This window comes from Streptomyces sp. NPDC002884 (assembly GCF_040295245.1).
GTDB lineage: Bacteria > Actinomycetota > Actinomycetes > Streptomycetales > Streptomycetaceae > Streptomyces.
On sequence record NZ_JBEOVB010000008.1, the window covers coordinates 106,823 to 132,832 of the forward strand.

26 protein-coding genes and 3 tRNA genes are annotated in these 26,010 nt (G+C 71.8%); 6 read left to right on the plus strand and 23 right to left on the minus strand.

The genetic code is table 11. The features are described from left to right. Window positions 1-14 precede the first annotated feature (14 nt). The 5 genes from ABT070_RS18795 to ABT070_RS18815 all read right to left on the minus strand — a co-directional run bounded on the left by ABT070_RS18795 (window position 15) and on the right by ABT070_RS18815 (window position 4,260). Window positions 15-1,640, minus strand: a complete 1,626-nt coding sequence (locus ABT070_RS18795; protein WP_351761663.1) for a sensor histidine kinase — start codon at window positions 1,638-1,640, stop codon at window positions 15-17. Beyond that, window positions 1,637-2,377 (minus strand): response regulator transcription factor, encoded by a 741-nt coding sequence (locus ABT070_RS18800; RefSeq protein ID WP_020131327.1) that lies wholly within the window; start codon window positions 2,375-2,377, stop codon window positions 1,637-1,639. The genes ABT070_RS18795 and ABT070_RS18800 overlap by 4 nt, the downstream gene beginning before the upstream one ends. Window positions 2,378-2,533: 156 nt before the next feature. Further along, window positions 2,534-2,908 carry an antibiotic biosynthesis monooxygenase family protein gene (locus ABT070_RS18805; RefSeq protein ID WP_351761665.1) on the minus strand — a complete coding sequence of 125 codons (375 nt, stop codon included), beginning with the start codon at window positions 2,906-2,908 and terminating at the stop codon, window positions 2,534-2,536. A 130-nt stretch (window positions 2,909-3,038) separates the two neighbouring features. Continuing rightward, window positions 3,039-3,914, minus strand: coding sequence for a DUF2797 domain-containing protein (locus ABT070_RS18810; RefSeq protein WP_351761668.1), 876 nt, complete (start codon window positions 3,912-3,914; stop codon window positions 3,039-3,041). Further along, window positions 3,835-4,260, minus strand: a complete 426-nt coding sequence (locus tag ABT070_RS18815; RefSeq protein WP_351761670.1) for an HGxxPAAW family protein — start codon at window positions 4,258-4,260, stop codon at window positions 3,835-3,837. Before ABT070_RS18815 ends, ABT070_RS18810 begins: the two co-directional genes overlap by 80 nt. Before the next feature lie 138 nt (window positions 4,261-4,398). Between ABT070_RS18815 and ABT070_RS18820 the strand changes: the two genes are divergently transcribed. Continuing rightward, window positions 4,399-4,896 (plus strand): MarR family winged helix-turn-helix transcriptional regulator, encoded by a 498-nt coding sequence (locus ABT070_RS18820; RefSeq protein ID WP_351761673.1) that lies wholly within the window; start codon window positions 4,399-4,401, stop codon window positions 4,894-4,896. A gap of 88 nt (window positions 4,897-4,984) precedes the next feature. Here ABT070_RS18820 and ABT070_RS18825 read toward each other — a convergent pair whose 3' ends face one another. The 6 genes from ABT070_RS18825 to ABT070_RS18850 form a co-directional block, all read right to left on the minus strand. Further along, window positions 4,985-5,356: a VOC family protein gene (locus ABT070_RS18825; RefSeq protein WP_351761676.1), complete on the minus strand. Its 372-nt coding sequence runs from the start codon at window positions 5,354-5,356 to the stop codon at window positions 4,985-4,987. Window positions 5,357-5,473: 117 nt separating this feature from the next. After that, entirely contained in the window at window positions 5,474-6,244 is a 771-nt protein-coding gene (locus ABT070_RS18830) for a DUF2637 domain-containing protein (RefSeq protein WP_351761678.1), read from the minus strand. Further along, a complete protein-coding gene (locus ABT070_RS18835; RefSeq protein ID WP_351761680.1) occupies window positions 6,234-6,437 on the minus strand; it encodes a hypothetical protein in 204 nt (67 codons plus the stop codon). The genes ABT070_RS18830 and ABT070_RS18835 overlap by 11 nt, the downstream gene beginning before the upstream one ends. 191 nt (window positions 6,438-6,628) lie before the next feature. Continuing rightward, window positions 6,629-6,955, minus strand: coding sequence for a hypothetical protein (locus ABT070_RS18840; protein WP_351761682.1), 327 nt, complete (start codon window positions 6,953-6,955; stop codon window positions 6,629-6,631). A 77-nt stretch (window positions 6,956-7,032) separates the two neighbouring features. After that, window positions 7,033-7,105: transfer RNA gene (locus tag ABT070_RS18845), tRNA-Arg, on the minus strand. Between the two features lie 196 nt (window positions 7,106-7,301). After that, a tRNA-Ser gene (locus ABT070_RS18850) sits at window positions 7,302-7,392 on the minus strand. A gap of 157 nt (window positions 7,393-7,549) precedes the next feature. Between ABT070_RS18850 and ABT070_RS18855 the strand changes: the two genes are divergently transcribed. Both ABT070_RS18855 and ABT070_RS18860 read left to right on the plus strand, forming a co-directional pair. Then, complete coding sequence (locus tag ABT070_RS18855) at window positions 7,550-8,092, plus strand: SSI family serine proteinase inhibitor (RefSeq protein ID WP_351761685.1); 543 nt, start codon at window positions 7,550-7,552, stop codon at window positions 8,090-8,092. Between the two features lie 416 nt (window positions 8,093-8,508). Beyond that, a complete protein-coding gene (locus ABT070_RS18860; RefSeq protein WP_351761687.1) occupies window positions 8,509-13,137 on the plus strand; it encodes a PAS domain-containing protein in 4,629 nt (1,542 codons plus the stop codon). Here ABT070_RS18860 and ABT070_RS18865 read toward each other — a convergent pair. Continuing rightward, entirely contained in the window at window positions 13,134-13,742 is a 609-nt protein-coding gene (locus tag ABT070_RS18865; RefSeq protein ID WP_351761690.1) for a TetR/AcrR family transcriptional regulator, read from the minus strand. The genes ABT070_RS18860 and ABT070_RS18865 overlap by 4 nt on opposite strands. Before the next feature lie 396 nt (window positions 13,743-14,138). On the opposite strand from ABT070_RS18865, the gene ABT070_RS18870 reads away from it, so the two are divergent. Continuing rightward, window positions 14,139-15,320: an MFS transporter gene (locus ABT070_RS18870; protein WP_351761692.1), complete on the plus strand. Its 1,182-nt coding sequence runs from the start codon at window positions 14,139-14,141 to the stop codon at window positions 15,318-15,320. A gap of 249 nt (window positions 15,321-15,569) precedes the next feature. On the opposite strand, the gene ABT070_RS18875 is transcribed toward ABT070_RS18870, so the two are convergent. The 6 genes from ABT070_RS18875 to ABT070_RS18900 form a co-directional block, all read right to left on the minus strand. Further along, window positions 15,570-17,249, minus strand: a complete 1,680-nt coding sequence (locus ABT070_RS18875) for a long-chain fatty acid--CoA ligase (protein WP_351761695.1) — start codon at window positions 17,247-17,249, stop codon at window positions 15,570-15,572. A 127-nt stretch (window positions 17,250-17,376) separates the two neighbouring features. Continuing rightward, on the minus strand, window positions 17,377-17,925 hold the full coding sequence (locus ABT070_RS18880; protein WP_351761697.1) for a SigE family RNA polymerase sigma factor: 549 nt from the start codon (window positions 17,923-17,925) through the stop codon (window positions 17,377-17,379). A gap of 147 nt (window positions 17,926-18,072) precedes the next feature. Next, on the minus strand, window positions 18,073-19,362 hold the full coding sequence (locus tag ABT070_RS18885; protein WP_351761699.1) for a lipid-transfer protein: 1,290 nt from the start codon (window positions 19,360-19,362) through the stop codon (window positions 18,073-18,075). Continuing rightward, window positions 19,359-19,772 (minus strand): MaoC/PaaZ C-terminal domain-containing protein, encoded by a 414-nt coding sequence (locus ABT070_RS18890; RefSeq protein WP_351761702.1) that lies wholly within the window; start codon window positions 19,770-19,772, stop codon window positions 19,359-19,361. Before ABT070_RS18890 ends, ABT070_RS18885 begins: the two co-directional genes overlap by 4 nt. Beyond that, window positions 19,769-20,806: a bifunctional MaoC family dehydratase N-terminal/OB-fold nucleic acid binding domain-containing protein gene (locus tag ABT070_RS18895; protein WP_351761705.1), complete on the minus strand. Its 1,038-nt coding sequence runs from the start codon at window positions 20,804-20,806 to the stop codon at window positions 19,769-19,771. The genes ABT070_RS18890 and ABT070_RS18895 overlap by 4 nt, the downstream gene beginning before the upstream one ends. Window positions 20,807-21,040: 234 nt before the next feature. Further along, on the minus strand, window positions 21,041-21,355 hold the full coding sequence (locus ABT070_RS18900; protein WP_351761708.1) for a hypothetical protein: 315 nt from the start codon (window positions 21,353-21,355) through the stop codon (window positions 21,041-21,043). A gap of 362 nt (window positions 21,356-21,717) precedes the next feature. Between ABT070_RS18900 and ABT070_RS18905 the strand changes: the two genes are divergently transcribed. Further along, on the plus strand, window positions 21,718-22,611 hold the full coding sequence (locus ABT070_RS18905) for a bifunctional DNA primase/polymerase (RefSeq protein ID WP_351761711.1): 894 nt from the start codon (window positions 21,718-21,720) through the stop codon (window positions 22,609-22,611). Window positions 22,612-22,895: 284 nt separating this feature from the next. Further along, complete coding sequence (locus ABT070_RS18910; protein ID WP_351761714.1) at window positions 22,896-23,057, plus strand: hypothetical protein; 162 nt, start codon at window positions 22,896-22,898, stop codon at window positions 23,055-23,057. Between the two features lie 93 nt (window positions 23,058-23,150). Here the strand turns inward: ABT070_RS18910 and ABT070_RS18915 are convergent. The 5 genes from ABT070_RS18915 to ABT070_RS18935 form a co-directional block, all read right to left on the minus strand. Continuing rightward, window positions 23,151-23,237, minus strand: a tRNA-Ser gene (locus ABT070_RS18915). Between the two features lie 223 nt (window positions 23,238-23,460). After that, entirely contained in the window at window positions 23,461-24,150 is a 690-nt protein-coding gene (locus ABT070_RS18920; protein ID WP_351761716.1) for a hypothetical protein, read from the minus strand. Beyond that, on the minus strand, window positions 24,147-24,518 hold the full coding sequence (locus ABT070_RS18925) for an STAS domain-containing protein (protein ID WP_351761718.1): 372 nt from the start codon (window positions 24,516-24,518) through the stop codon (window positions 24,147-24,149). Before ABT070_RS18925 ends, ABT070_RS18920 begins: the two co-directional genes overlap by 4 nt. Window positions 24,519-24,683: 165 nt before the next feature. Then, entirely contained in the window at window positions 24,684-25,175 is a 492-nt protein-coding gene (locus tag ABT070_RS18930; RefSeq protein ID WP_351761720.1) for a DUF5994 family protein, read from the minus strand. A gap of 175 nt (window positions 25,176-25,350) precedes the next feature. Next, a complete protein-coding gene (locus ABT070_RS18935; protein ID WP_351761723.1) occupies window positions 25,351-25,986 on the minus strand; it encodes a DUF5994 family protein in 636 nt (211 codons plus the stop codon). Window positions 25,987-26,010: the final 24 nt, after the last annotated feature.

Consider the following 26,010-nt stretch of genomic DNA (forward strand, 5'->3'; position numbering starts at 1 on the left):
GGCATCGACTTTCGTCAGGCGCCCTGTTGCACCCATGTGGTGGCACTGTGCTCGACCTGTGAGTCGAGTTGCCAGTTCGTTTCGGGGGACGGCTGGGGAACGGCGGGGGCAAGAGCCGGCAAATGCACCGTAAAGACGGTCTGCCCGGGCACGCTGTCCACCGTCACGGCGCCGCCGTGCGCGGTCGCCACGGCCTGCACGATGGCGAGCCCGAGACCGGTCGAACCGGTGGTACGGGAGCGCGCCGAGTCGCCGCGGGCGAAACGTTCGAACACATGCGGGAGCAGATCGGCCGGGATGCCCTGACCGTTGTCCTGGACGTCCACGCACAGCCACGGACCACGGCGCTGCACGCGTGCGGTGACGGTCGTGCCGGGCGCGGTGTGCGTCCGGGCGTTGGCGAGCAGGTTGACGAGGACCTGTTGCAGGCGTGCCGCGTCGGCGGAGACGAGCGCGGGCTCGTCGGGAAGTTCGAGGCGCCAGACGTGGTCACGTCCGGCGGCGCGGGCATCGCTGATGGTGTCGATGACCAGGGGGACCAGGTCGGTCTGCTCGAACTGCAGGGGGCGGCCCGCGTCGAGCCGGGCGAGCAGGAGCAGATCCTCGACGAGGAAGGTCATCCGGCCGGCCTCGGACTCGATACGCCCGAGGGCGTGCCGGGTGTCGGGCCCGACCTCCTCCCGGCCGCGCCGGGTCAGCTCGGCGTAGCCCCTGATGGAGGCGAGCGGCGTACGGAGCTCGTGACTGGCGTCCGCGACGAACTGGCGGACCCGCATCTCGCTCTCCTGGCGGGCGTGCAGGGCGCCGTGGACGTGGTTCAGCATCCGGTTGAGCGCGGCCCCGACCTGCCCGACCTCGGTGTGCGGATCGGTCTCGGCCTCGGCGACCCGCTCGCTGAGATTGACCTCACCGGTGTGCAGGGGGAGTTCGGAGACCCGGGTGGCGGTCGCGGCGACCCTGCGCAGGGGCCGGGTGGCGACACCGACCATGACGGTGCCCGCGAGGGTGGCGGCGATGAGGCCCGCGACGGTGAGGCTGATCTCGACGAGGATCAGGGTGTTGATGGTGTTGTCGACGTCGGAGGTCGGGATGCCTACGTAGTAGTCACCGTTGTTGCCGTTGATGTACTGGACCCGGTAGGTGCCGAGACCGGGGATCTCGACGCTGTGCCGTTTCCCGTCCTGGGCGACCGAGCCGAGCACCTTGATCTGGGCCTCGGTGAGGTCCTCGGGGTCCATCCGCGGGATGTTGTTGTCGTCGTTCTTCTTCTCGCCGACCTGGCCGCTGGTGATCGAGCCGTTCTCGACCTGGGCGGCGAGGGCACGCTGCGGCCCGGGGCCCTGGCTGACGAACTCGTCGAGCGTCATCTGCTTCTGGGGCGCGTTGCTGTTGCTGTTCTTGGCCACGTCCTTGCCACCGGGTCCTCCGGCGGGGCCGCCGGAGAGGCGCATGGTGGCCTCCTTCAGGGAGCCGTCCAGCTGCCCGTAGAGGTGGTCCCGCAGCACCAGGGTGGTCACGGTGCCGATCACCGCGCAGATCACGGCGATCAGGGTCACGGACACGACGACGAGCCGCGTCCGCAGGGTGCGCGGCTGTCCCGCTCGTCTCTTCTGCGCACGCGGCCGTCGTCGCCCGCTCATGACACGGCGGGCTTGATCAGGTACCCGGCGCCACGCCGGGTGTGGATCATCGGTTCCCGTCCCGCGTCGATCTTCCGCCGCAGGTAGGAGATGTACAGCTCGACGACGTTGGCCTGGCCGCCGAAGTCGTACGACCAGACGCGGTCGAGTATCTGGGCCTTGCTGAGCACGCGCCGCGGGTTGCGCATGAGGAAGCGCAGCAGCTCGAACTCGGTGGCGGTCAGGTGGATGTTGTCCCCGGCCCGCGACACCTCGTGACTGTCCTCGTCGAGGGTGAGGTCCCCGACGACGAGCACCGAGTCGGAGCGCCGGTCGGCCGCGCCGGAGCGCCGGATCAGCCCACGCAGCCGGGCCACGACCTCTTCGAGGCTGAACGGCTTGGTGACGTAGTCGTCGCCGCCGGCGGTGAGGCCGGCGATACGGTCCTCGACCGCGTCCTTGGCCGTCAGGAACAGCACCGGGACCTCGGGCAGTTCACGACGCAGGCGCCCCAGGACGGTCAGCCCGTCCATGTCGGGCAGCATCATGTCCAGGACGACGGCGTCGGGGCGGAACTCCCGCGCGGTCTGGATGGCGCCCGTGCCGTCTCCCGCACTCCGGATCTGCCATCCCTCATAGCGCAGGGCCATGGACAGCAGTTCGGTGATCGACAGCTCGTCGTCCACCACAAGCACTCGGACGGGGCTCCCGTCCGGCCTCAGCAGTTCGGTGCGCCCCTGGGGCGAGGTCGTGGTCATGGTGAACACCTTGGCCGGGTCCCCTGAGAGCACTCTTTCACTAATCTGTGATTTCCCTGAGAAACGCACAGGCGCCTCTCAGGCAACACCTGGGAAGCCCTTGCTCCCTGTCGGCTTCGCGGGGTCGTATGTCCGGTACGACACACTGTGCGGCCCTCAGGACACGGGCTCCGTGAGAATCGCCTGGGACGTCCGCTCGAAGCCGTGGCTGTGTTCCACCTTGGCGATGTGCAGGGAGTACCGCTCGTACCAGTGCGCCCGTCCGTGCTCCTTGGCCGCCCGGTGCTCGGCGTGCGCCCGCCACTGCTCGATCCCGTCGAGATCGCGGAAGTAGGCGACGGTGATCGCGAGTCCGCCGGGGGTGCGGGCCGAGTCCTCCCCCAGGAACCCGGGGACGTCCTTCACCAGCTCGCCCAGCCGCTCGGCGGTCTCGCCGTACCCGGCGTCCCCCTCGGTGCGCAGGGAGGTGAAGACCACGGCGTAGTAGGGGGGTTGGAACGCGGCAACAGGTGCAATGCGCTGTTCGCTCATGTCGCCCACGATCAGCCGTGCGCCCCGCCCGGGTCCAGCCTCCTTGCCGAAAGGGATCCCGGCGGGATCCAACTCTTTACCCGGCCGCGCCTTTTGCCCGGACACACCCCTTTGCCCGCCGCGCCGCCCCTCAGAACAGCCCGTCCTGAAGATGGTCCGCCCCGACCTCGAAGTGCCGTACGGGAAAGGCGGGTTCGCCCCCGGACACCGGAACCAGCCGCCACCCCCTCATCAACCGCGTGTCGAGCACGACCACCCCGCCCGGAGCGGCGAGATGCAGATCGGGCCCGGCGGCGGCCACGAGCTCCCCGCTCACCGCGCCCCCGGGGACGAGCTCACCGATCTCCCCGAGGGCGGCCGGCGCCCCGGTCAGCCCGAACGCCCGTACGTGATCGACCGGACGGAAGGGCGCACGCTCCAACGAATCGGGCCAGCCGCCCAGTTCCACGGCCCGCGCGTACACCTCGCGTATCTCCTCGGCCCGTTCCCCCTCCGATTCCGGCAGCGCGGCCCGCACCGCCCGCTTCTCGGCGTACGGGATCCGGTCCGGCACCCGCAGCGCGGCCCGCAGCAGTTCCTCGGTACGCCGGGCGGCCATCAGCGGCCCGCTGCCGAGCCAGCTGAAGCAGACGGCGCCCTGTTCGAGCAGCCGTACCGAGCCCCGCTCGACCGCCGTGATCCCGACCTTGACCAGACCGGGACCGAACCAGGCGAGGTACACCCGGTACGGGCGCGGGTCGTCGGCGACCCGGTCCGCGGCGACGGAGTGCGCCCGGTCCAGCCGCGCGCACTCCTCGCACCGCCCGCCCGCGCTCCTCGCCGGTACAACCACCCGCCAGGGGCAGGCGTGCCCGCGAGCCCCCGCGCACTCCCGCACACCCCCCTCCACCACCGCGAAGGAGACCCGCTTCCCCCAGGACAGCGGGCTACGACGCCCCCCGTCCCACCTCAGCTCCGGCCCCTCCGCCGACCACCGCAGCCCCGCGCACTTCCATGCCTGTGCCATCACCCACCACGGTAGGCCCAGGCACTGACACCACGGGCCGGGCCTTGGGCGAGCGCCCCGCGAGCCGGCATCCGACACACCCGGGATGCCCGCCGCGGGCCCACGGATCCCGGACCCGCATCCCCCACTCCGCCCTCGGCCGCACCCCCGGCGGCTTGCCCCACCCGGTGAGATGCAGCCCCCAGGTGACCAGCGCGCCCAGCCCCACGATCACGAGCCCGCCGGCCAGCAGGACCCCGGAGACGGCACACACCCCCACCCCCGCCAGGGCGGTCCCGACGGTCACGATGCCGACGCCGGTCCAGCCGGCGACCGTGTGCCCCTCGTCGTACAGATGACCCGCCACGCTTCCCTCACCCTCTAAGAAGTTGCAGTACTGAACCTCTTAGAGGGTAAGAGAAACCGAAAGCGGATAACAAGGACCCAGCACAAACCCACGTCCGCGGACCGCCGCGCCAGAACACAGGAACAAGAGAGCCCCGAGATGCCAGCCGAGCCGACACCGCCGCACCACGGCCGCCCCGCCGCCACCCCCGCGCAAGCGCTCGCGGCGATGGACGACCTCATCGCGGCCAGCATGGTCGGCCAGCAGGAGATGGCCCAGCGCCTGGGCCTGAGCGTCACCGACCTGACCTGCTTCGCCTACGTCATCCAGGCCGGCGAGAACCTCCTCACCGCCGGCGACCTCGCGACCCGCGTCCACGTCACGACGGGCGCCGTGACCGGCATCCTCAACCGCCTGGAACGCGCCGGCTACGTCACCCGCCGCCCCGACCCCGAGGACCGCCGCCGGGTCCGCGTCGAGGCGATCCCCTCCGCGGTCGCCCGCGTCCACGCCCTCTACGAGCCGTACTACGCCCGCCTCGACGCCCTCTTCGCGGACTACTCCCCCCAGGAGACCGCCGTCCTGACGGACTGGTTCACCCGCGCCACCACGCTGGCCCACACCTACCGGGAGGAACTCCGCCTCCACGACAGCTGATTGCGGCCGCCGCCCTTCGCCTCCGTACGGCAGGACCGAACGGCGCCCCGATCAGCACCGGCGCGCGTACGGGACGGGGAGCCGTCGTCTACCGAACGAGGTTCTCTTTCGGGCGCACCACGCAGAACTCGTTCCCCTCCGGATCGGCCAGCACGGTCCACGACTCGTCACCGCTCTGGCCGACGTCCGCCCTACGAGCGCCGAGCGCGAGGATGCGCTCGATCTCGGCCTCCCGGTCCTCCGCCGCGGAGGTCAGATCCAGGTGCAGCCGGTTCTTGACGACCTTGCGGTCCGACACCGGCATGAAGCAGATCCCCACCGGGGACGTCTCGTCCGCCCCGATCACCACCTCCCGCTCCCGCTCGGACAGGATCCGCCACCTCAACACCCCGGCCCAGAAGCGGGCGAGGCCGGGCAGATCATGAGCGTCGATCACGATGTGATGCAACGAAACAGGCATGCCGGACAGTGTCCCTCCCCTCGCACCTCACGAACAGACACGAGCAGGAAAGAGAGCCGAGCAGAGCAGAGGGCGTATCGGGCAGGACGCCGATCGAAATACCGCCGGACCCGGACGCTACTGGCGGTGGCGGCGCGTGCCCTGTCGCGGCGGCAGGGTCAAGGTGATTTGCCGGACGAGTTGCTGGAAGCACGCGAGGGACGCGAGAGCGGGCAAGGAAGCCCCCGCGATACCGGTGAAGGTCTTGTCCGCCTGCGCGACGCACAGCATTATCGCGACGGAGGAGAAGAGCAGAACGATGAACCACGAGTGCACAGCTCGGCGCTGATGCAGGGCGGTCCTGAGGATGGAGAGAGAGGCCACCATCCAGGGGCCGTAGACGAGAAGGGGCCACGACGAGACCATTCCACCTCCGGTTTTGGAGGTGATGTTCTGGAGTGGCGCGTAAGCCACCATGCCGCCGAAGACGCTGACCATCGCCACGATGACGGCAACGAGTGCGACGATGACGAAGCTGCCGGTCTGCAACCACTTGCGGCGGAATTTTCCACCTCGCATCTTCCGGTGCCCGGCGGAAGAGCGTCGGGGAGGCGGCAGCTGCGCGGTGATCTGCGCCAGGCCTTCCATCGGATCGCTGAAGTCGACGCCGGACGAGGACTCACTGCGAGGTGGCGGCACCCTGGCCGGCTGCTCCGCCGGAACCGCCTCCTGCATGAGATAGGCGAGTTCCTCGACCGGGTCCCAGCCCGCGTCGGGCGGGGTCAGCGGGACCCCCGCGTGCACGTTCTCGACGGGTCCACCGTTCCAGCCGGTGTCCGACCCGTAGGAATATGCGCCGGAATACCAATCATTCCGAACAAAGGACGGATCTACATAGTCATGATTCATAGGAGTGCGCCCGTCGGGCGTGGTCCACGTGCCGGCCGAAGTTCTCCTGGCCGCTCCATCGAGAATCGAGTTCCTCCTGGATCGCCTCCAGCAGCGCGAGGAACTCGCGGAGCAGTGGCTCGGTGATCTGACGTTCGACCCACGCACCGCCCCCGATCACAGCGCTCTGTACCGCAGGCTCCGAGCTTGCCACACCGGGCGGGAAAAGATATTTCCCCACTGTCAGATCACGGACCGCAGGCAGATTATCCGTCCTCGCGTTGCGTCGAGGCAGGCCCTGAGACCTTGCTTTCGTCATATCCCGCTAACGCCACTCCGCCTCCTCCAGATGCGCAGCAAATGAGTGACCCTGCCGTTGTTAAATACGAGGAGAGCGTTTCTTAATTAATTTCTACGTATCCCATTCCGCACTTTATGGGCCGAGCGGGTTTTCTTCTCGAATCCTCCCCCGAACGGCGGCCAACCGCTCCCGGGCCGCCGTGAGCCGTTCGGCGCCAGGAGCGCCGCCCGGTCGTCGAGGGCGTCGGCGTCGAAGCCGATCCGTACGGCGGCGTTCACGAAGCCGCCGCGGATGAGGATGCCGGCGGCATGGCAGCCGTGCCGCGGAGCCGGGGACGGCAGTCGGACGGTGACGCTCCGCCCGCCGTCGTCCAGGACGATCAGGTCGAGTGGTTCGGCGTTCTCGATCACCGCTCTGCCGGCGGCCGACATCAACCGTTGCTGTACTTCACTGCCGTACGTCCCGAAACGCCAAAGGCCCCGGATCTCTCCGGGGCCTTTGGTCTGTGTGCACTCGGCAGGATTCGAACCTGCAACCTTCTGATCCGTAGTCAGATGCTCTATCCGTTAAGCTACGAGTGCTTGTTATTCGGTTTTCCTGTCTCCCGCTCCCGGCCCTTGCGGCCCGCTCGCGGCGACAGGAAGAACATTACATGACTGCCGCCGACATGTGAAATCCGTTTGCCATACCGCTTGTGAGCTGCGGAAACGCCCCTCAAGGGGGCTCCCGGGAAACACCGAAGCCCCGGTCGGAGGGACCGGGGCTTCGGTGATCGCGCGGAGGCGGAGGGATTTGAACCCTCGATGGGATTGAAGTCCCAAACCGCATTAGCAGTGCGGCGCCATAGACCGGACTAGGCGACGCCTCCAGCACAACCGCTCGCGTGTGTGCGAGTGGTGCGTGCAGATGATGACACAGTCGAGCGGCGTGTCACCAATCGGCGTCCACGGTACTAGCCAGGTGGGCCGCAGGGCAAAGCGGTTGCCGGGGCGCAACGTCGTCGGGGGCGTGGCGTTAGTCCTGTCATGTTCCAGGTCACCCCGCTCCGACGGTTCGCCGTCGCCGCTTCCGCCGCCGCCTGTGCCGTCGTGGTCGCCTCGTCCGCCACCGGTCCGGTCACCGCGTACGCCGCCGGGACGGCCGAGGCCGTCGCCGCCGTCGCCGGCGTCACCCCACTCACTCCACTCACTCCGCTTTCGCCTCCGCCCGTCCGGGAGGAGGACCGGGTCTCCGGCGATCACCTCACGGTCACCGTCCGGCACGCGGGCGGACGGGCGGACGGGACGTTCGATCTGTACTGCCACCCCGGAGGTGGCAGTCACCCAGACGTGGGAAGCGCCTGTCGCGCCGTGGACCGCAACACCCGCTGGGGCAGGGACGCCTTCGCGCCCGCGCCGGACGACGGCGTCTGCACCATGCGGTACGGCGGACCGGCCACCGCCCACGTCACCGGCCGCTGGGCCGGGCGCCCGGTCGACGCGACGTACGACCGCAGCAACGGCTGCCGGATGGAGCGGTGGGACCGGCTCGTGCCGCTGCTGCCCGACCTGCGTCCGGCCGCCCGCTGACGCGTGCCGGGGCGCCGCGGCCGGTGTCCGACGCCGATACCAATGCCGATGCCGATGCCGATGCCTCAAGGAATCCCGGGGACTCCCGACGGCTCCCGAGGACGCCGCTTTCGTGTTCGCGGTCGTGCGCGTACAGGCGACGCGTGGCGGAAGCACCGGTTCCGTAAAGGTGGCGCGAAGGTCCCGCGAAGTCCGGGCAGGCGGCGGGCGGGCACGGGAGCCGTCCGCCCTGCCCAGGGACAGGCCACGACAGGTGAGGACATACGTTCTGTGTCACTTCGTCGTGCGAGCTCCCTCTCATCCGGCGCCGCCGACGGGACCCCAGCCCTTAGACTCCCTCGCGTGACACGGTGCGGGCCGGTTGGCAAGATGGCCCGAACGGTCGGCAAGGTGCGGTAACAGGGAGGAAGCGACTCGTGAGCAGCAGGCCATCCCGAGGCGCTGCTCGCCTCGCAGCCATACTCGACGCGCTCCCCGATGCGTTGGTGCTGGTCAACGCCAACGGGACAGTCGTCAACGCGAACACCATCGCGCTCGAGGCGTTCGAGACACCGGGTACGGCTCTGGTGGGGCGCGGGCTGCTCGATCTGCTGCCGCAGTTCGACTCCAAGCTCATCCCGGGGTCCATGCGGCGGCCCGATCACATGGACCCGCGCGGGCGGACCAAGCCGACCCGGATGGTCGCGCGCCGCACCGACGGCAGCGAGTTCCCGGTCGAGGTCACCAGCGCCAACCTCGAGAACGGCCAGCAGGCCTACGACGGCTACGGCTACTCCTCCGCCTCCGACGAACTGCTGATGCTCGTCGTACGCGACCTGTCCGGGACCGTCGACACCGAGGCCGAGCTGGCGCGTTCGCAGCGGCAGACCGAGATGATCCTGCGGGCCGCGTCCGAGGGCGTCGTGGGCACCGACACCGACGGACGGATCGTCCTCGTCAACCCGGCCGCCGCCCAGATACTGGGATACCGGGCCAGCGATCTCGGCGCCAAGGAACTGCACACGCTCGTACTGCACTCCCGCGCCGACGGCTCGCCGTTCCCGTACGACGAGTCGCCGCTCGCCGACACCCTGCGCTCCGGGCGCAAGCACCGGGTGCGCGGGCAGGTGCTGTGGTCCAAGAGCGGTGACCGGGTCGCGGTCGATCTGACGACCGCGCCCGTGCGCGACGGCGATCAGCTCGTCGGCGCCGTCATGACCTTCACCGACCGGCGCCCCTTCGACGCCCTCGCCGAGGAGAAGGACGACGTCGAGAAGCGGCACGCGGAGGAGTTGGAGAAGCTCTCCGAGGAGCACGCCTCCGATCTCACCGCGCTGCGCCAGCAGCATGTGAGCGAGCTCGAGGAGCTGCGCGAGCGGCACGAGGAGGAGCTCGCGGCCGGCGAGGAGCGCTACGCCTCGCTCGGCGAACGCGAGAAGGACCGGTACGAGGCGCTCGCCGGGCGGCACGAGCAGCTGCTCACCCTGCTCGGGGCGTCCCTGCGCGGGCCCCTGGACGAACTGCGCCGCGAGCTGGCGGCGCTCGCCGCGGACGACGCCGGTCAGCTCTGGCCCGAGGCCAACCAGGTGCTCCATCACCTGTCGGCCGGCTACTCGCGGATCACCACGCTCATCGACAACGTGCTCGGCTACCAGCGTCTCGACATCGGGTCGGAGGTCATCGCCCGGACGAAGGTGATGCTCGACGCCGTCGTCGCCGCCGGTGTCGACGGCGCGGTGGATCTCATCGGGCCGGGCCGGGTGCAGTTCGCCGTGCACGCGCCGCCCATCGAGGCCGAGGTCGACGCGCGGCTCCTCGCGACCGCGCTCGCGCACCTCGTGGCCGACGTCGCGGGCGTCGACGCCACCGGCAACGCGCCCGTCTCGGCGGGCGGTTACATGGACAACACGGTCGTGGTGGCGGCCGCCCAGCGCGGCGAGGTCGTACGCATCGAGGTGCGCGGGCCGTACGCCGGCGGCGACCCCGTGCACGAGCCGATCGTGCGGGGCATCGTGCGGGCGCACGGTGGCGTGCTCCAGACGCACGAGGTGCCGGGCATGAGCGGCAGCGCGTACGTGCTGGAGGTGCCGTTGGGCGGTGGTGCGGGGGCCATGGCGGCTCCGGCGGCCATGGCCCTGCCCGCTCTCGCGGCCGGTGCCGGCAGCGCACCCGCGGCCGGCATGGCCTCGGAGGAGGACGTTCCGGGCGAGTACGGCGCCGGTGGGCGCCGCCGGGCCCGGCGGTCCTCCGTGGACGCCTTCCTGGAAGGCGACGTCCCGGCCGCGGAGGGCGGTGCCGAGGCGGACGCCGCGGTGCCGACCGGACGGCGGCGCAGGCGGGCCGGAGCGGCGGCCGCGGAGGAGACTCCGGGTGAGGTGTCGCCCACGATGGACGAGGCCGAGGGCCCGGAGGGCTCCGGCGGCACCGGCCGGCGGCGCGGACGGTCGGCCGAGGTCGCCGTCGTGGGCGCCGACGCGGGGACGGCCGTGGGGATCGACGGCGGGGTGAGCGAGGGCGCCGTCGTCACCGCCGCGGAGCACGCGGCGGGGACCGCGGCCTCGGGTACGGGACTCGGCGGCACCGTTCCGCCGCAGGGCGTACCCGCGCCGGGCGGACAGCGGGCCGCACAGGCACCGGACGGCCGGCAGCCGCAGAACGCTCTGCCGCCCGCGCTGCCGGCGATCGCGGGCGCGCAGGCCGGGGCCCCGATGACGGGTCCCGCCGGCACCGCGCAGGCGGAGACGGAGGACGGCCAGCCGACGGGCAGGCGACGGCGCGCCCTGGCCGCCGCGAACGAGCGCGCTGCCGCGCAGGAGGCGGGGCCCCGCGCGGTGTTCGCCCTGCCTCCCGCGGAGGCCGACCGGGTGCCGGACGGCTCCGTCGGCACGAGTGCGGCAGCCCCGGTCGCTCCGACGCCTCCGACCCCTCCGGTCGCTCCGGTCGCTCCGGTCGCTCCGACTGCCCGGGTAGTGGGGCCGATTCCGGTTCCGGGTTCCGTGCCCGGTCCGGTTCCGGCTTCGGTTCCGGGAGCGGTGCAGGCGCTGGGAGCGGTTCAGGTGCCCGCACAGGCGCAGGTGCCCGCGCAGGCACAGGTTCCCGCACAGGCCCCTGCGCCGGTTCAGGCTCACGTGCCTGTTCAGGGTCAGGCACCGGTACAGGGTCAAGTGCCGGTTCAGGGTCAAGTGCCGGTTCAGGGGCAGGTGCCCGTTCCGGCTCAGGTGCCCGTTCCGGCTCAGGTGCCCGTCCAGGGTCAGGCGCCCGTTCAGAGTGCCGCCGAGGATTCCGCGATCGACCACGGGCGGCACGACGCCGTCCCGCACGGCCAGGCCGACGACCACACCCCGCCCCAGCCGCACCCGACGAACGCGCCGACCGGGCGCCGTCGACGGGCCGTCGCTCAGGCTGCTGAGGTCGCCGCCCCGGCGCAGGTCCAGCCCCAGCCCCGATCGCAGCCGCAGCAAGGGGAACAGCCCGTCGCCGCCGCGCAGCCTGCCGCTGCCGTCGCGCAGCCGGTGCCGGCAGCCGGGCCCGTCCCGGGGCAGCCGCTGCCCGGGCAGCCGACCGCAGGCCAGCCGCTCCCCGCGCAGGCCGCCCCCGTGCCGAACGTGTCCGGCCAGGGCCGGCCGCTCCCGGCCGAAGCGGCCCCCGCCGCCGCGCCCGCGCAACCCGCGCCTGCGGCGGCAACGCCCAGCGGTGGCACTCCGCTTCCGCCCGAGGCCGCCGTCGGGCAGCCGCGGGCGGCGCAGCCGTTGCCCGCCGAGGCCGCGGCGGGCCGGCCCATGGACCCCAACTCGACCCAGGGTCGGGCGATCAGCGTGCGGACCCTGGGGCAGGGCGTGCCCTTCACCCGGCAGGCCGCGCAGGTTCAGCAGGCACAGCAGTTGCAGCAGATTCAGCAGGCGCAGCAGGCGCAGCAGGCGCAGGCGATGCGTCACCCGCAGCCGGGGCTGCCGTCGGCGCAGTCCACGGCCACCCCCGCTCCGAACAGCCCCGGTGGTTCCGGACGGCGCCGCAAGCTGGGGACTCCGCCCGACCCGGCGACGCGCCCGGAGCAGACGGCACGGCCGCACCCGTCGGGCGAGCAGCCCGCCGTGGCGCAGGTCCCGGCGCCGCCGCCCGGCGCGACTCCCGCGGCCGCGCCCGTACAGACCCCTGTACCGCACCCCTCTCTCGCGGGTCAGTCGCGGCTCGTGCCCGGTGGGCCGGGGACCGACGGCGCCGGACGGTCGTACGCCATAGGCGCCCCGGACGAGAACGCCGCCGAGGGACCCGAGCCGCTGGACGGACCCGGCGGGGCCGTCGAGGTGGCGGATCCCCCGCGGCCGCAGCCACTGGACGACGAGCTGCCGCCGGAGCCGCTGGACAACCCGCGTCGGCTGCTGGTGTGGCCGGCGCCGGACGTCAGTACGCAGCAGGCGCTCAGCGACCGCGGCTACCGGCCGGTGATCGTGCACTCCCGCGAGGAGGTCGACGCGCAGATCGCCGCCTTCCCGGCCGCGCTGTTCGTGGACCCGCTGACCGGGCCGATCACCCGTACGGCGTTGCAGTCGCTGCGCACGGCCGCGGTGGCCGCCGAGGTTCCGGTGCTGGTCACGGCGGGGCTCGGGCAGGCGACGCGCGAGGCGGCGTACGGCGCCGATCCCGCCGTTCTGCTGAAGGCGCTCGCGCCGCGTGACAGCGAGCAGCATCCGCCCCGGGTGCTGCTCATCGAGGAGCACGCCGAGATCGCCCTCGCCCTGACCTCGACGCTGGAGCGGCGCGGCATGCAGGTGGCGCGGGCGGCGAGCGACGCGGACGCCGTCACGCTCGCCGGGCAACTGCGGCCGAACCTGGTCGTGATGGACCTGATGCAGGTGCACCGCCGACAGTCCGGGATCCTGGACTGGCTGCGGGCGAACGGCCAGCTCAACCGCACTCCGCTGGTCGTCTACACGGCCGCCGTCGACCAGGCGGACCTGCCGCGGCTGGCGTCGGGGGAGACGGTCCTCTTCCTCGCCGAGCGGTCGACGAGTGCCGAGGTGCAGAGCAGGATCGTGGATCTGCTGGCCCGGATCGGCACCAACTAGGACCCGTCGTCCTGCCCGTCCTGCCGGGCGACCATCCGCCGCGCCGCCTCCTTGATGGAGGCGCGCAGGCGGTCGCGGTCGGCGTCCTCGGAGCCGGCCAGGATGCGGCTCATCTGGGGGACGAAGGCGGCCCAGTTGGCCATCGCGATCAGCAGGAAGAAGAGGTCGCGGGCCGGGATCGCGTCGGAGATCACTCCCCGGTCCTGCCCGTCCTGCACGGCGGCGACCTTGAGCGCGTAGTGCTTCTGGCGTTGCGCCTCGTCGGGCAGCAGCTCGGTGCTGCCGTACTCGATGCCCTCCCAGTACAGCAGGCGCAGCAGCCCGGGGTGGGCGGCGTGGTAGTCCATCAGCCGGTCCAGCCAGCCCTCGATGTCGTCCGGGTCGACCGGGACGGCGGAGGCCAGGTCCACCATGGAGCGGCCGAGGACCTGGGAGAACAGCTCGGCCTTGTTGCCGAAGTAGGCGTAGATCAGCTGCTTGTTCGCCTTGGCTTCGGCGGCGATGCGGTCGATGCGGGCGCCCGCGATGCCGTAGCGGGCGAACTCCGCGACGGCGGCCTCGAAGATCCGGGCCCGGGTGGCCTCGGGATCCCTGGTGGTTGCCATGGGGTCATCGTAGCGAGGGCCTAACCAACCAGTTGGTTGACAGGGAATTCACGCTCGCCCCAGACTGTTCCCCCTCCGTTCCAACCAACTGGTTGGTTGCCGTCGCATCACAAGCCACACACCACACGCCACACGCCACACACCACACACCACACGCCACACGCCAGACGCCAGACGCCAGATACGAGATGCCAGATGTCGGAGTGGGAGCACCGCACCATGTCGTCGCCCGAAGCCACAGAAGTCCGAGCCCCCCGAGAGTCCCGGGAGACCCCGGAGACCCTGGAGACCCTGGAGACGCGAGAGACCCGGGACGCTCCGGATGCCCGGGACGCTCCGGATACGCGGGACGCTCCGGATACGCGGGACGCTCCGGATACGCGGGACGTCGCACCCGTGGCGGCCACGGGTCGCCGCAAGGAGCTGCTCCTCGTCCTCATCGCCCTCTGCACCGCCGTCACGGCCGCCAACATCTACCTCGCGGCCCCGCTGCTCCCCCTCATCGCCCACGACTTCGGCTCGGCGCCCTCGGCCGTGGCCTGGATCGCCTCGGTCGCCCAGTTCGGCTACGCGGCCGGCCTGCTCGTCTTCGCCCCGCTCGGCGACCGCGTGAACCGGCGCCGACTGGTCGCCGTCCTCTCCCTGGTCACCGCGGCGGCCCTGGTCGCCGCGGCCACGGCCGCCGGGACCGGCGCGCTCGCGGCCGCCGTGCTCGTCGCCTCGGCCGCGACCGTCGTCCCGCAGCTCCTCGTGCCGCTGGTCGCCGCCCGCGCCCCCGCCGACCGGCGCGCCCGGCACGTGGCCGCCGTCATCGCCGGGCTGTTCACCGGCATCGTCGCGGCCCGCGTCCTCGGCGGGCTGGCCGGGCAGGCCTTCGGCTGGCGGGCGGTGTTCGTGGGCGCGGCCGTCCTCACCACGATCCTGGGCCTGCTGACCGCGGCCGCCCTCCCCGCCGAACGCCACCGCCCCCGCGAGGGCCACCTCTTCGCCGGTCTCACCGCGATGCCGGGCCTGGTGCGGCGCTCGCCCGACCTGTGGCGGGCCTGCGTGCGCCAGGCCGGGATGTACGGCGCCTGGAGCGCCCTGTGGACCTCGCTGGCCCTGCTGCTGACGGGCGAGGGGTCCTACGGCCTGTCGACCGCGACCGCCGGCCTCTTCGGGCTCTTCGGGCTGGCCGCCAGCGTCGTCGCACCGCTGGCGGGCGGCCTGGTCGACCGTTTCGGCGCCGCGAAGGTCGTACGCAACGCGTATCTTCTCGCCGCTGTCTCGGTCCCGCTGTTCTGGCTGGGCGGGCAGGTGCTCGTGGCGCTCTTCGTGGCCGCGATCGTGATCCACGCGGCTCTGGTGGCCTCCCACGTCGCCAACCAGACCCTCGCCCTGACGACGACCTCCGCCCCGGCCACCGCGAACAGCGCCTATGTCGTCGCGGGGTTCGCCGGCGGCGCGACCGCCTCGGCCCTGGCCGGCCTCGCCTTCACCCGCTTCGGCTGGGGTGGCGTCGTCGCGGTGGCCGGCGCCTGGCTGGTCCTGGGCTGGACGAGCACGGCCGTACGACGCCGAGTCGGCCTGCGCCCGTGACTCCGGGCCGCGACCGGGACTTCGGGCCGGGCCGCGTCTCCGGGCCGCGACCGGGACTCTGCGCCCGGCCGCGACGGTGAAGTCTGCCCGTCTGCGACCGGGCGAACGGCGAACGGCGTACGCCGGGCAGGGGCCGCGAGGTGCCCTGCCCGGCGTACACGACATGCGTGACTCGCCACCGCCGATGCCACGGGCCGCCGCAGAGGCCGCCGCACACGCTGCGGCAGCCGCGGCGCGCGGCGGACGGGGTCAGAGCCGGGTGACGTCCAGCTCGCCCTCGGCGTACTGCCTGCGCAGCACCTTCTTGTCGAACTTGCCCACGCTCGTCTTCGGAACCGACCCGATGATCGTCCAGCGCTCCGGGAGCTGCCACTTGGCGATCCGGCCCTCGGCGGCGAGGAAGGTGCGCAGGGCCTCGAAGTCCGTGATGGCGCCCTCCCTGAGGACGACCGTGGCCAGCGGGCGCTCGCCCCACTTGTCGTCCGGGACGGCCACGACGGCGGCCTCGGCGACGTCGGGGTGGGACATCAGCGCGTTCTCCAGGTCGACCGACGAGATCCACTCGCCGCCCGACTTGATGACGTCCTTGGCGCGGTCGGTGAGGGTGAGGAAGCCGTCGGGGGAGATGGTGCCGACGTCGCCCGTCTTCAGCCAGCCGTCCTCGCTGAACTTGTCGGCGGGGCGCAGGGGCTCTCCGTCGGGGCCGTTGTAGTAGGCGCCGGCGATCCACGTGCCGCGCACCTCCAGCTCGCCCGCGGACTCGCCGTCCCAGGGGAGGCGTTCGCCGCCGGGGCCGGTGAGACGGCCCTCGACGCCGGCCGGGAAGCGGCCCTGGGTGAGGCGGTAGCCGAGTTCCGCGTCGGTGCCGACCGCGTGGGCCGGCGGACGGGCGATGGTCCCGAGCGGGGAGGTCTCCGTCATGCCCCAGGCGTGGCAGACCCGCATGCCCAGCTCGTCGAACGCGGTCATGAGGGAGGGCGGACAGGCCGATCCGCCGATGGTGACCTGGGTGAGGGAGGAGACGTCCCGCGGCTTGGCGGTGAGCTCGGCCAGCAGGCCCTGCCAGATGGTGGGGACGGCGGCCGCGTGGGTCGGCTTCTCGCTCTCGATCATCTCGGCGAGGGGCGCGGGCTGGAGGAAGCGGTCCGGCATCAGCATGTTGATGCCGGTCATGAAGGTGGCGTGCGGCAGTCCCCAGGCGTTGACGTGGAACTGCGGGACGACGACGAGCGAGGTGTCCTGGTCGGTCAGGCCCATCGACTCGGCCATGTTCACCTGCATGGAGTGCAGGTAGATCGAACGGTGGCTGTAGACCACGCCCTTGGGGTCGCCCGTGGTCCCGGAGGTGTAACACATGGCGGCGGCCTGGCGTTCGTCCAGCTCGGGCCAGTCGAAGGTCTTCGGCTTGTCCGCGATCAGCTCCTCGTACTCGTGCACGCGCGCGTGGGCGCCCTCGAGGAGCGAGCGGTCACCCGGACCCGAGACGACGACGTGCTCGACCGTGGGCAGCTTCGGCAGCAGGGGCGCGAGCAGCGGGAGCAGCGAACCGTTGACTATGACGACCTTGTCGGCGGCGTGGTTGACGATCCACACCAGCTGCTCGGCCGGGAGGCGCAGGTTGAGGGTGTGCAGCACCGCGCCCATGGAGGGGATCGCGAAGTACGCCTCGACGTGCTCGGCGTTGTTCCACATCAGTGTGGCGACCCGGTCGTCGCCGCGGACGCCGAGGTCGTCGCGCAGGGCGTTCGCCAGCTGCACCGCCCGGGTGCCCGCCTCGGCGAAACTGCGTCGCTGCGGTTCGCTCTCACCTGTCCAGGTGGTGATCTGGGACCGGCCGTGCACCAGCACACCGTGTTCGAGAATGCGGGTCACGGTCAGCGGTACGTCCTGCATGGTGCTCAGCACGGCGTCCTCCCAGGGCGGCGACATTGCCTGCGCGGTGGTAACGGTTGTGCTGATTCTGCGCACATACCGCGCGGTATGTCACTAGGGAGCGGTGATCGATCAGGTCACGGCGTCGGCCGGACCCCGCCGCGGGCCGCGAGATCGGGCCCCGTCAGCGGACAAGGACCAGCTCAGGGTCCTCGCGCAGCTTGCCGAGCGCCCGTGACACCGCCGACTTCACCGTACCCACCGAGACACCGAGCACCTCGGCCGTCTGGACCTCACTGAGGTCCTCGTAGTACCTGAGGACCACCATCGCCCGCTGCCGCGCGGGCAGCTTCATGATCGCCCGCCACATGGCGTCGTGCAGCGCCTGCCGCTCCGCCGGGTCGTCCGCGGAGGCGACCGGATCCGGCTCCGGCAGCTCGTCGCACACGAACTCGTCGACCTTGCGCTTGCGCCATTGCGATGTGCGGGTGTTCAGCAGGGCCCGGCGGACATAGCCGTCGAGCGCCCGGTGGTCCTCGATCCGCTCCCACGCGACGTACGTCTTGGTGAGCGCGGTCTGCAGCAGGTCCTCCGCGTCGCTCGGGTTCGCGGTCAGCGACCGTGCGGTGCGCAGCAGCACCGGCTGACGGGCCCTGACGTACGACGCGAAGGACGGGTACGGAGAAGGCCGCGTCATGCCGTTCGAAGCGCGGGTGCAGACGGATGTGGTCATGGCTCCACGCTAGGTTCGCGGCCCGCCCGGGCGGATCGGCCGCAGGTCCCGAAGCCGGGTCCCTCTCAGGTTGTAGGGGTGGTGCCCGCCCCACCTCCTGAAGGTGGACGAGACGGCGGCGACTACTACGGGATGACCCCTGGGTACTCATCCCCCCGTGGGCCCGTCACCGGTTCCGCGACCGGTTCCGCGACCGGTTCCGTCACCGACTCCGTGGCCGACTCGGTCAGCAGGTCCCTCAGCGGGTCCGTCAGCAGGTCCGTCAGCGGCTTCGTCCGTGGTCAGGACCAGGCCCGACGTCGGCACCCCGGTCCCCGCCGTCACCAGGATCCGGGCGGCCCCCGGCACCTGGTTCACGGACGTGCCGCGCAACTGCCGTACGGCTTCCGCCACACCGTTCATCCCGTGGAGGTAGGCCTCCCCGAGCTGACCGCCGTGGGTGTTCAGCGGCAGCCGGTCCTCCGCGACGAAGGCCGGCCCCTCGCCCGGGGCGCAGAAGCCGAACTCCTCCAGCTGCATCAGCACGAACGGCGTGAAGTGGTCGTACAGGATCCCCACGTCGATGTCGGCCGGCGCCAGACCCGAGCTGCGCCACAGCTGGCGGGCGACCACGGACATCTCCGGCAGGCCCGTCAGGTCGTCGCGGTAGAAGCTGGTCATCTGCTCCTGGGACCGTCCGGCGCCCTGGGCGGCCGCGGTGACCACGGCGGGCGGCTGCGGCAGGTCCCGAGCCCGCTCCACCGAGGTGACGACCAGCGCCTGGCCGCCGTCCGTCTCCTGGCAGCAGTCCAGCAGCCGGAGCGGCTCGGCGATCCAGCGCGAGGCCGCGTGGTCGGCGCGGGTGATCGGGCGGTCGTGGAAGTACGCCGCCGGGTTCGACGCCGCGTGTCGGCGGGCCGTGACGGCGACCGGCCCGAACGCCTCCTCCGGCGTCAGCCCGTACGCGTACAGATAGCGCTGCGCCGCCATCGCCACCCAGGAGGCGGGGGTGAGCAGCCCGAACGGCAGCGACCAGCCGAGCGCCGTCCCCTCCGCCGACGGCTCGCGGTGTCGCACACCCGAGCCGAAGCGCCGCCCCGACCGCTCGTTGAAGGCGCGGTAGCAGACCACGACCTCGGCCACCCCGGCCGCGACGGCGAGCGCCGCCTGCTGCACGGTCGCGCAGGCCGCCCCGCCGCCGTAGTGGACCCGGGAGAAGAAGGACAGCTCGCCCATGCCGCAGGCCTGCGCGACGGTGATCTCCGGGCTGGTGTCCATCGTGAACGTCACCATCCCGTCCACGTCGGCGGGCGTGAGTCCCGCGTCGGCGAGAGCCGCCCGCACCGACTCCACCGCCAGCCGCAGTTCACTGCGCCCCGAGTCCTTGGAGAACTCCGTGGCCCCGATGCCGACGATCGCCGCCCGGCCGCCGAGGGAGTCCTTCGTCCGCACGCTCATCCCGCACCTCCCGGCGGGACGGTGACGGCGGCGGCGACGGTGAGCGTCACCGTGCCGGTGACATGCCGGCCGATCCCGTTGTCCCCGGTGACCCGCACCACGGCCGTCTCCCCGTCGACCTCCTCGATCCTGCCCCTCAACACCATGGTGTCTCCCGGGTGGTTGGGCGCCCCGAGCCGGATGGCGACCTTGCGGAGCACGGCCGTCGGGCCGAAGTGGTCGGTGAGGTACCGGCCGACCAGGCCGTTGGTGGTGAGGATGTTCATGAAGATGTCGGGGGACCCCTTCAGCCGGGCCAGTTCGGGGTCGTGGTGGACGTCCTGGTAGTCCCGCGAGGCGAGGGCGCCGGCCACGATCAGGGTGCGGGTGATCCCGATCTCCAGCGGCGGCAGCTCGTCACCGGCCTTCACGCGGCCGCCTCCCCCGCGCGCGGGCGGAACACGGGCAGCACCAGCTCGCCGTCCGCATCGTCGTAGGCCCGGAACTCCAGCTCCACCGGCAGGCCGATCCGCACCTTGTCGTAGGGCACGTCGACCACGTTGCTGATGATGCGGACGCCCTCGGCGAGCTCGATCAGGCCGATCGCGTAGGGCGGGGAGAAGGCCGGGAAGGGCGGGTGGTGCATCACGACGTACGAGAAGACCGTGCCCTCGCCGCTCGCCTCGACGGTGTCCCACTCCGCCGAGCCGCAGGCGTTGCAGCCGGGGAGCCAGGGGAAGCGGAGCGTGTCGCAGGCGGTACAGCGCTGGACGAGGAGGCGGTGGCGCCGGACGCCCTCCCAGAAACCGGCGTTGTCCCGGTTGACCACGGGACGCGGCCGCCGCGGCGGTTCCTGCCGGTCCTGCGCCTTCTCTCCCCCTCCGGTCGGCGCGTACGAGCCCGGCGCGTGCTTGTCCGATGCGTACTTGTCCGGTGCATGCTTGCCCGATGCGTACTCGCTCGGCGCGCGCTTGCCCGATGCGTACTTGCTCGGCGCGTACTTGAGGATGCGGAAGCGGTGGGTGCCGACCAGCGCCTCGCCCACGCGCACGTCCGTCCGGGTCGTGACGAAGTACCCGGTGCCCAGTTTGGTGGTCTTCCGCTGCGAGACCGACTCGATCACCGTGTCGAAGGCGACCTCGTCCCCGGGCCGCAGCGGGCGCAGGTACTCCTGTTCGCAGTCGGTCGCGACGACCGACGTGCAGCCCGCCCCGTCGAGGAGCGAGAGCAGCTCCTCGTACCCCTGCGCACGCCCCTCGTGGCCGCTCAGGCCGCCCATGATCCACGCCTGGAGCATGGTCGGCGGGGCGATAGCGCCGGGGCCGGTGTACGCGGGGTTCCGGTCGCCCATCGCCTCGCACCAGTGCCGGATCATGGGTGCGTTGACAGGGTCCCGGCCGACGCCCGCGACCCTCGCGGGGCGGCCCTCGTAGGCCTTGAGTCGCGCGTGGAGCTCGTCGTCCACGGCCGTACTCCTTCCGGCGGGAAAGGGTTACCAGGACTTACCGGGAACGGACTTACCGGGAACAGTTTCTGACTGTCCGTCAGATATAGGCCTCTGTCAAGGTCACTTCCGTGCACGAAAAACGCCCGCGCGGCGGTACCGAAGTACCGCCGCGCGGACGCGTTGCCACCCCCACAGCCCCCACCCGGCACGCGGCTCCCCCCGGGGCCGGCGCCGGACTCCGGTCCTCTCAGGTCACCGCCACAGCGGGGCGAAGGCGACCGCGACGTTGCTGTTGCCCTGGTTGACCGCGGTGAACGCGGACCCGTTGACCTGCGCGGTGTTGCTCTGGTTCGAGGCGCCCGACCCGACGGCGCTCTGCTGTGTGGTGGCCGAGTTGCCGCTGTTGTCCCGCCCGACACCGCTGCCGACGATGCTCGCGACACCCGCGTTCGATCCGTCGTCCGCGAAGCCGCCGTTGTCCGCCACCGCGACGCCGGTGAAGAGGGCGACTGCCAGCGGGAGGGCGGAGACGGCGGCGATGACACGGGCGGTACGGATGCTTGCCATGTGGTTCCTCCAGAACGGAAGTACGTGAGTACCCGAGGTGCGTGAAGTACGGCTTTCACCTGGGCGGTTGGCCGACCGCCCCGGTGCTTGTGACGACGTCGCGAGACCAGAGTTGCCCACCGAATCCCCGGCGAACCATCCCGGAAGCCATGATTCGCACTCAAGCGTGATGACAAGTCGATAAACCCCCAGCACCACTTTTCCTGCCCGTGCCGCCATAATCCCCGGCAAGTCGGACACCCGCCCTCCGGGCCGCACAAGAGGTGAAGCGTTCCGGCACTTTTCCGCCCGAACCGACCGCCCCCGGGCGCGTCGCGGCTCACCCCCTTCCCTTTATCGAACACACGTACGACACTGTCTCCATGGCCACCACCGACCGGTACTCCCGGCAGGCCACCACGCTGGCCCTCGCCCACGCCCTGTCGGCCGCCGAACGCGGCCTGGCCGTCATCCCCCTGTCCCGGACGAAACTCCCGGCCCTGCGCTCCCCCCACCGCGACGCCCCCGAGCCGGCGGGACCGCCCTGCCGCGGCGAGTGCGGCCGCCCCGGCCACGGCGTGTACGACGCCTCGACCGACCCGGCCCGCATCCGCGAACTGTTCGCCGCCGCCCCCTGGGCCACCGGCTACGGCATCGCCTGCGGCCTGCCCCCGCACCACCTCATCGGCGTCGACCTGGACACCAAGTCGGACACGGACTCCACGGCCGCCCTGCGCGAACTGGCCCTGCGCCACCTCTTCACCATCCCGCCCACGATCGTCGTCCTCACCCCGTCCGGCGGGCGGCACCTGTGGCTCACCGGCCCGCCGGACGTCGTGGTCCCCAACTCGGCCGGCCGGCTCGCCCCCGGCATCGACATCCGGGGCGCCGGCGGCTACCTGGTCGGCCCCGGCTCCCGCACCGCCCACGGCGTCTACGCCACCGCCCCCGGCACCGCCCACCTCGCCCCCGCCCCCTGCCCGCGCTCCCTCCTGCGCCTGCTGCAGCCACCGCCGCGCCCGCCCCACCCGGGCCCCGGCTCGACGGCGGGCGGCGCACACGGCCGGGGCCTGGTCCAGTTCGTCCTGGCCGCCCACGAGGGCCAGCGCAACACACGCCTTTTCTGGGCGGCCTGCCGGGCCTACGAGGACGGCATCGGCCCGGAGTTGACCGAGGACCTGGTCGCCGCCGCCGTACGAACCGGCCTGACGGCCCGAGAGGCACGGGGGACGATCACATCGGCGGCCCGCATGACCACCCACCGCCCCGGCCCGTGACGGCCCCCGGCGCTCGCTATCAGTGCGAGCGCCGGGCGCCGTGGGACGGCGCGGTCCGAGGACGATGCCCCCGCCGGTCAGAACCAACACGGCGGCGACACCGACAGCGACCGTCGCACAACTCGACACCCCGTTCTCGGCAAGGCCGAGACCACCACCCGCGCACGCAAGTGAAGGGGGGACACTCACGGCCCTGGTCCTCCCAGAACAGGCATCCCGGCGACGGGAAACGACCACCACCAGGGGTAGCCTGCCCATCCGTCCGAAGGTCCCCGGAGGCCCCCATGCACACCACCGTCTTCCTGCTGCGGAGCGCGCTGGGCCTCGGTGGCGGCCTGGTGGGCATCTGGGAACTGACCCGCCAGGCCTCGGGACCGGGCTGGAGAAAACCGCGGCTCTTCTCCGCGCTGGCGGCTCTGACACTCGCCGGACTGCTCGCCGTCTAGTACTGGGCAACAGCGGGTGACAACGGTCCCCGGCGCACGACGCCCACGAGAACGTCCCCTGACCGAGCTATCCGGTCAGAGGACGTTCACCTGCGGTGGGTGTGGGATTTGAACCCACGGTGACATCGCTGCCACGACGGTTTTCAAGACCGTTCCCTTAGGCCGCTCGGGCAACCCACCCGCGCCCCTGCCCACCTGGGGCGGAGCGGGTACAGACTACCGGGCGCGGGGGCTGCTCGGGGTGCGTGGTCCACACGGGGCCACTGGCCTTGCTTCCGGCCGCTCGTGCCGCCGCCCACGACCGGCACCCCGCCCTGGCCCGGCCTCACGCCGGCACATGGAAAGCACCGTACTGGCCGCGCCGGAACAGAGCGGGACCTTTCAGGGGCCGTTCCCTACTGCTTCAGCCGGGCCGCTGGGTGCGGTTCTCGTGGGCGAGCCCGTCCGGGTGGGTGGCCGTGCGCGGCCCGAGCCCGAGCGGAAGGACCAGGGCGCGCAGCACCATGGGGTCCGACGGCCGGAGCGCCTGCTGGTCCGGCGGCCGACGAACAAGCCCGATGTCCTGCCAGCCCCACGACAGGAAGGCGTTGCAGAGCGCCGAGTCGGCTTGTTCCACCAACGTCGCCCCGAGTGAGGCGTGGTGGTCGGCGAGCAGGCGTTGCTGAAGGCGGCGTGCGAGGCCCTGGTCGTCGGCGTGCGGGTGTACCAGGGTCTCGGTGACCGCGAAGACGTGACCGGACGCCGTGAGCTGTTCGACGCTCTGTGGAAGGGGTCCGTCGAACCCACGCCACCAGGTCCCCTCGCGCCGCACGGGGAATCCGTAGGCGCACCCGGCGAAAGCGGTGCTCTCCGCGATCAGCAGGGCGAAGCCGGGCCGCCGGATGGCGCCGGTCAGCCGTCGCAGAAACGCCTCCCGGCCCCGGTACCCCTCTCCGGGCTGCGCCTGGGAGGACTCCACGTACAGATCGGCCAGGTCCTCCTTGAGGGTCTCGGCCTGCCAGCGGTTCAGCCGGCGCAGGCGTAACGCGTTCCTGGGGGACGGTGTGCTTCGGTCACCGTACGGCGGCTGCTCCCGCCCGGGTGGGGCCGTCACGGCGTACCGCCCGTGGTAACGGGAATCCGCCGCGGTCGCGCGTCGGTGGCCGGGAACGAGTGGAGCAGGAATCCGGAGCCGGTGATCTCGATGACGCGGGCCATGCTCTGCGGCGGGTGGAGCAGCCGCACGGTCCTGCCTGCGTCCGTGGCGAGCCGGGATGCCATGAGGAAGGCGTTGAGTCCGCTGACGTCGCAGAAGGTGACCGCTGTGAGATCGACATCGGTGCTGCGCATGCCGTCGAGCAGGCACTCGGCCAGCGCGTCGCGCACCAGCGGTGCCGTGTCCAGGTCGATCTCTCCCGCGAGGGTGATCAGAGTGCGGGTGCCGCGTTCGTGCCGGTGGATGTTCAGTTGTGGAAGGGCCATGGCTCCTCTGTCCGGGCGCGTGAGGCTGCGGGTGGGGGTGTGCGTGCGCGGTGACGGACGGGATGAACTTCCGTTCCGGCGAACCGAGTTCCTGCGCTCGGTGCCCGAGAGCGGTGCCTGAACGCTTCCTCCGGCATCGGAGTGCGCGCTGAGCGCCCCGATGGGCTACCAGCCGGGAGCACCAGGGAGTACGCGCGTCCGGTCTGTGGGGGTGACGCCGGTGGCCGCGAGAATCCGTTCGGCCGAGGCGTCGTTGTCGTCCCGTACGGCCATGGCCATCGCGGCGCGAGCGAGCGAGGGAGTCGTCTGCGGAGGGATCACCAGGAACATGAAGTGGTCCTGGTCGCCCCGAGTGACGATCATGGTGTCGTCGCCGACGGCCGACCAGTCGATGCGGACGGAGCGACCGTCGACGACCAGGTGGCCCGGCCTCTCGTCCCAGGCGCCCGCGTCGAGGCCGACACGGGCGAGAGGACCAAGCCGGGCGGTCAACGCGGCGAGCAGTCCGGACAGTTGGCTCTCGAGGTCGCGGGACCTCGGCCACCACGCGCCGTCGAACGTTCCCGTGCGCTTGGACGTCGTCTCCATCCGCAGGACCGCTGTACCGGGGAGGATCGGCTCCGCGCCGGTGTCCGCCAGAAGCCTGATGGGGATCACGAGGACTCACCCCGCTCCCTTGCAGGTGTTGCGTCCTCGCCAGGTCGCCCGGGAGCGACTGTGGTGGAAGGTGGCGATGCGATCGCGTGCTGCCGGTTGGCCAGGTGGATGAGGAGGACACCCATAGCGATCATCGCCATGACCACGATCACGATCACGAAGGTCTCCATGGTCCTCACATCCCCATCGGCCGATTCGGGGTCGCGACGGGTGCAGCGGCTCGATCTCCGCCATCGGCCATGACCGCCGGGATCCGTGGACGTGCGGCCGGATCGCGGGCCTCATGCCCTCCCTCGGAGTCCCAGACCGCTTCCACGGCCCGGTCGGCCTCCGTCGCCGTCCGTAGGCGGGCGGCCTGCTCCATCAGCCGGCTCGCGGTCGACGTGCCCAGAGGGTCGCTCGCGGCGGACATCAGCCAGGCGGCCGTGGCGGGGTCCGTCCGCGGCGGGACCACCAGGAGGTCCCAGCGGCCCATGCGATAGGAGAGCAGGAGCAGTTCGTGCGGGTCCTGCTCGGCCAGGAACCAGCCCACGTTCACCACATGCCCGGCGACGGGCACCTTGCGCGGCACGGCCGGCCAGTGGGTGGGATTCACCGTGACCCGGGTGATCCGCCCCCACAACGGCTCCAGTACGGCTGTCAGGATCGGGAGTTCCGCCCCGAGGTCGCGGGAGCGGGGCCACCATGCGCCGTCCAGGAGAGCCGGCGCGGCGCCGGCAGGGGCCAGCGACAGGCGGAGAGAGGGAGAAGCGGGGGAGGACGACGCGTGCCGGTCTTCGAGTGTCGGCGAGAGGGAAATGGTCGCAGTCATGACGCGAACCCTGCCCCGGGCCGA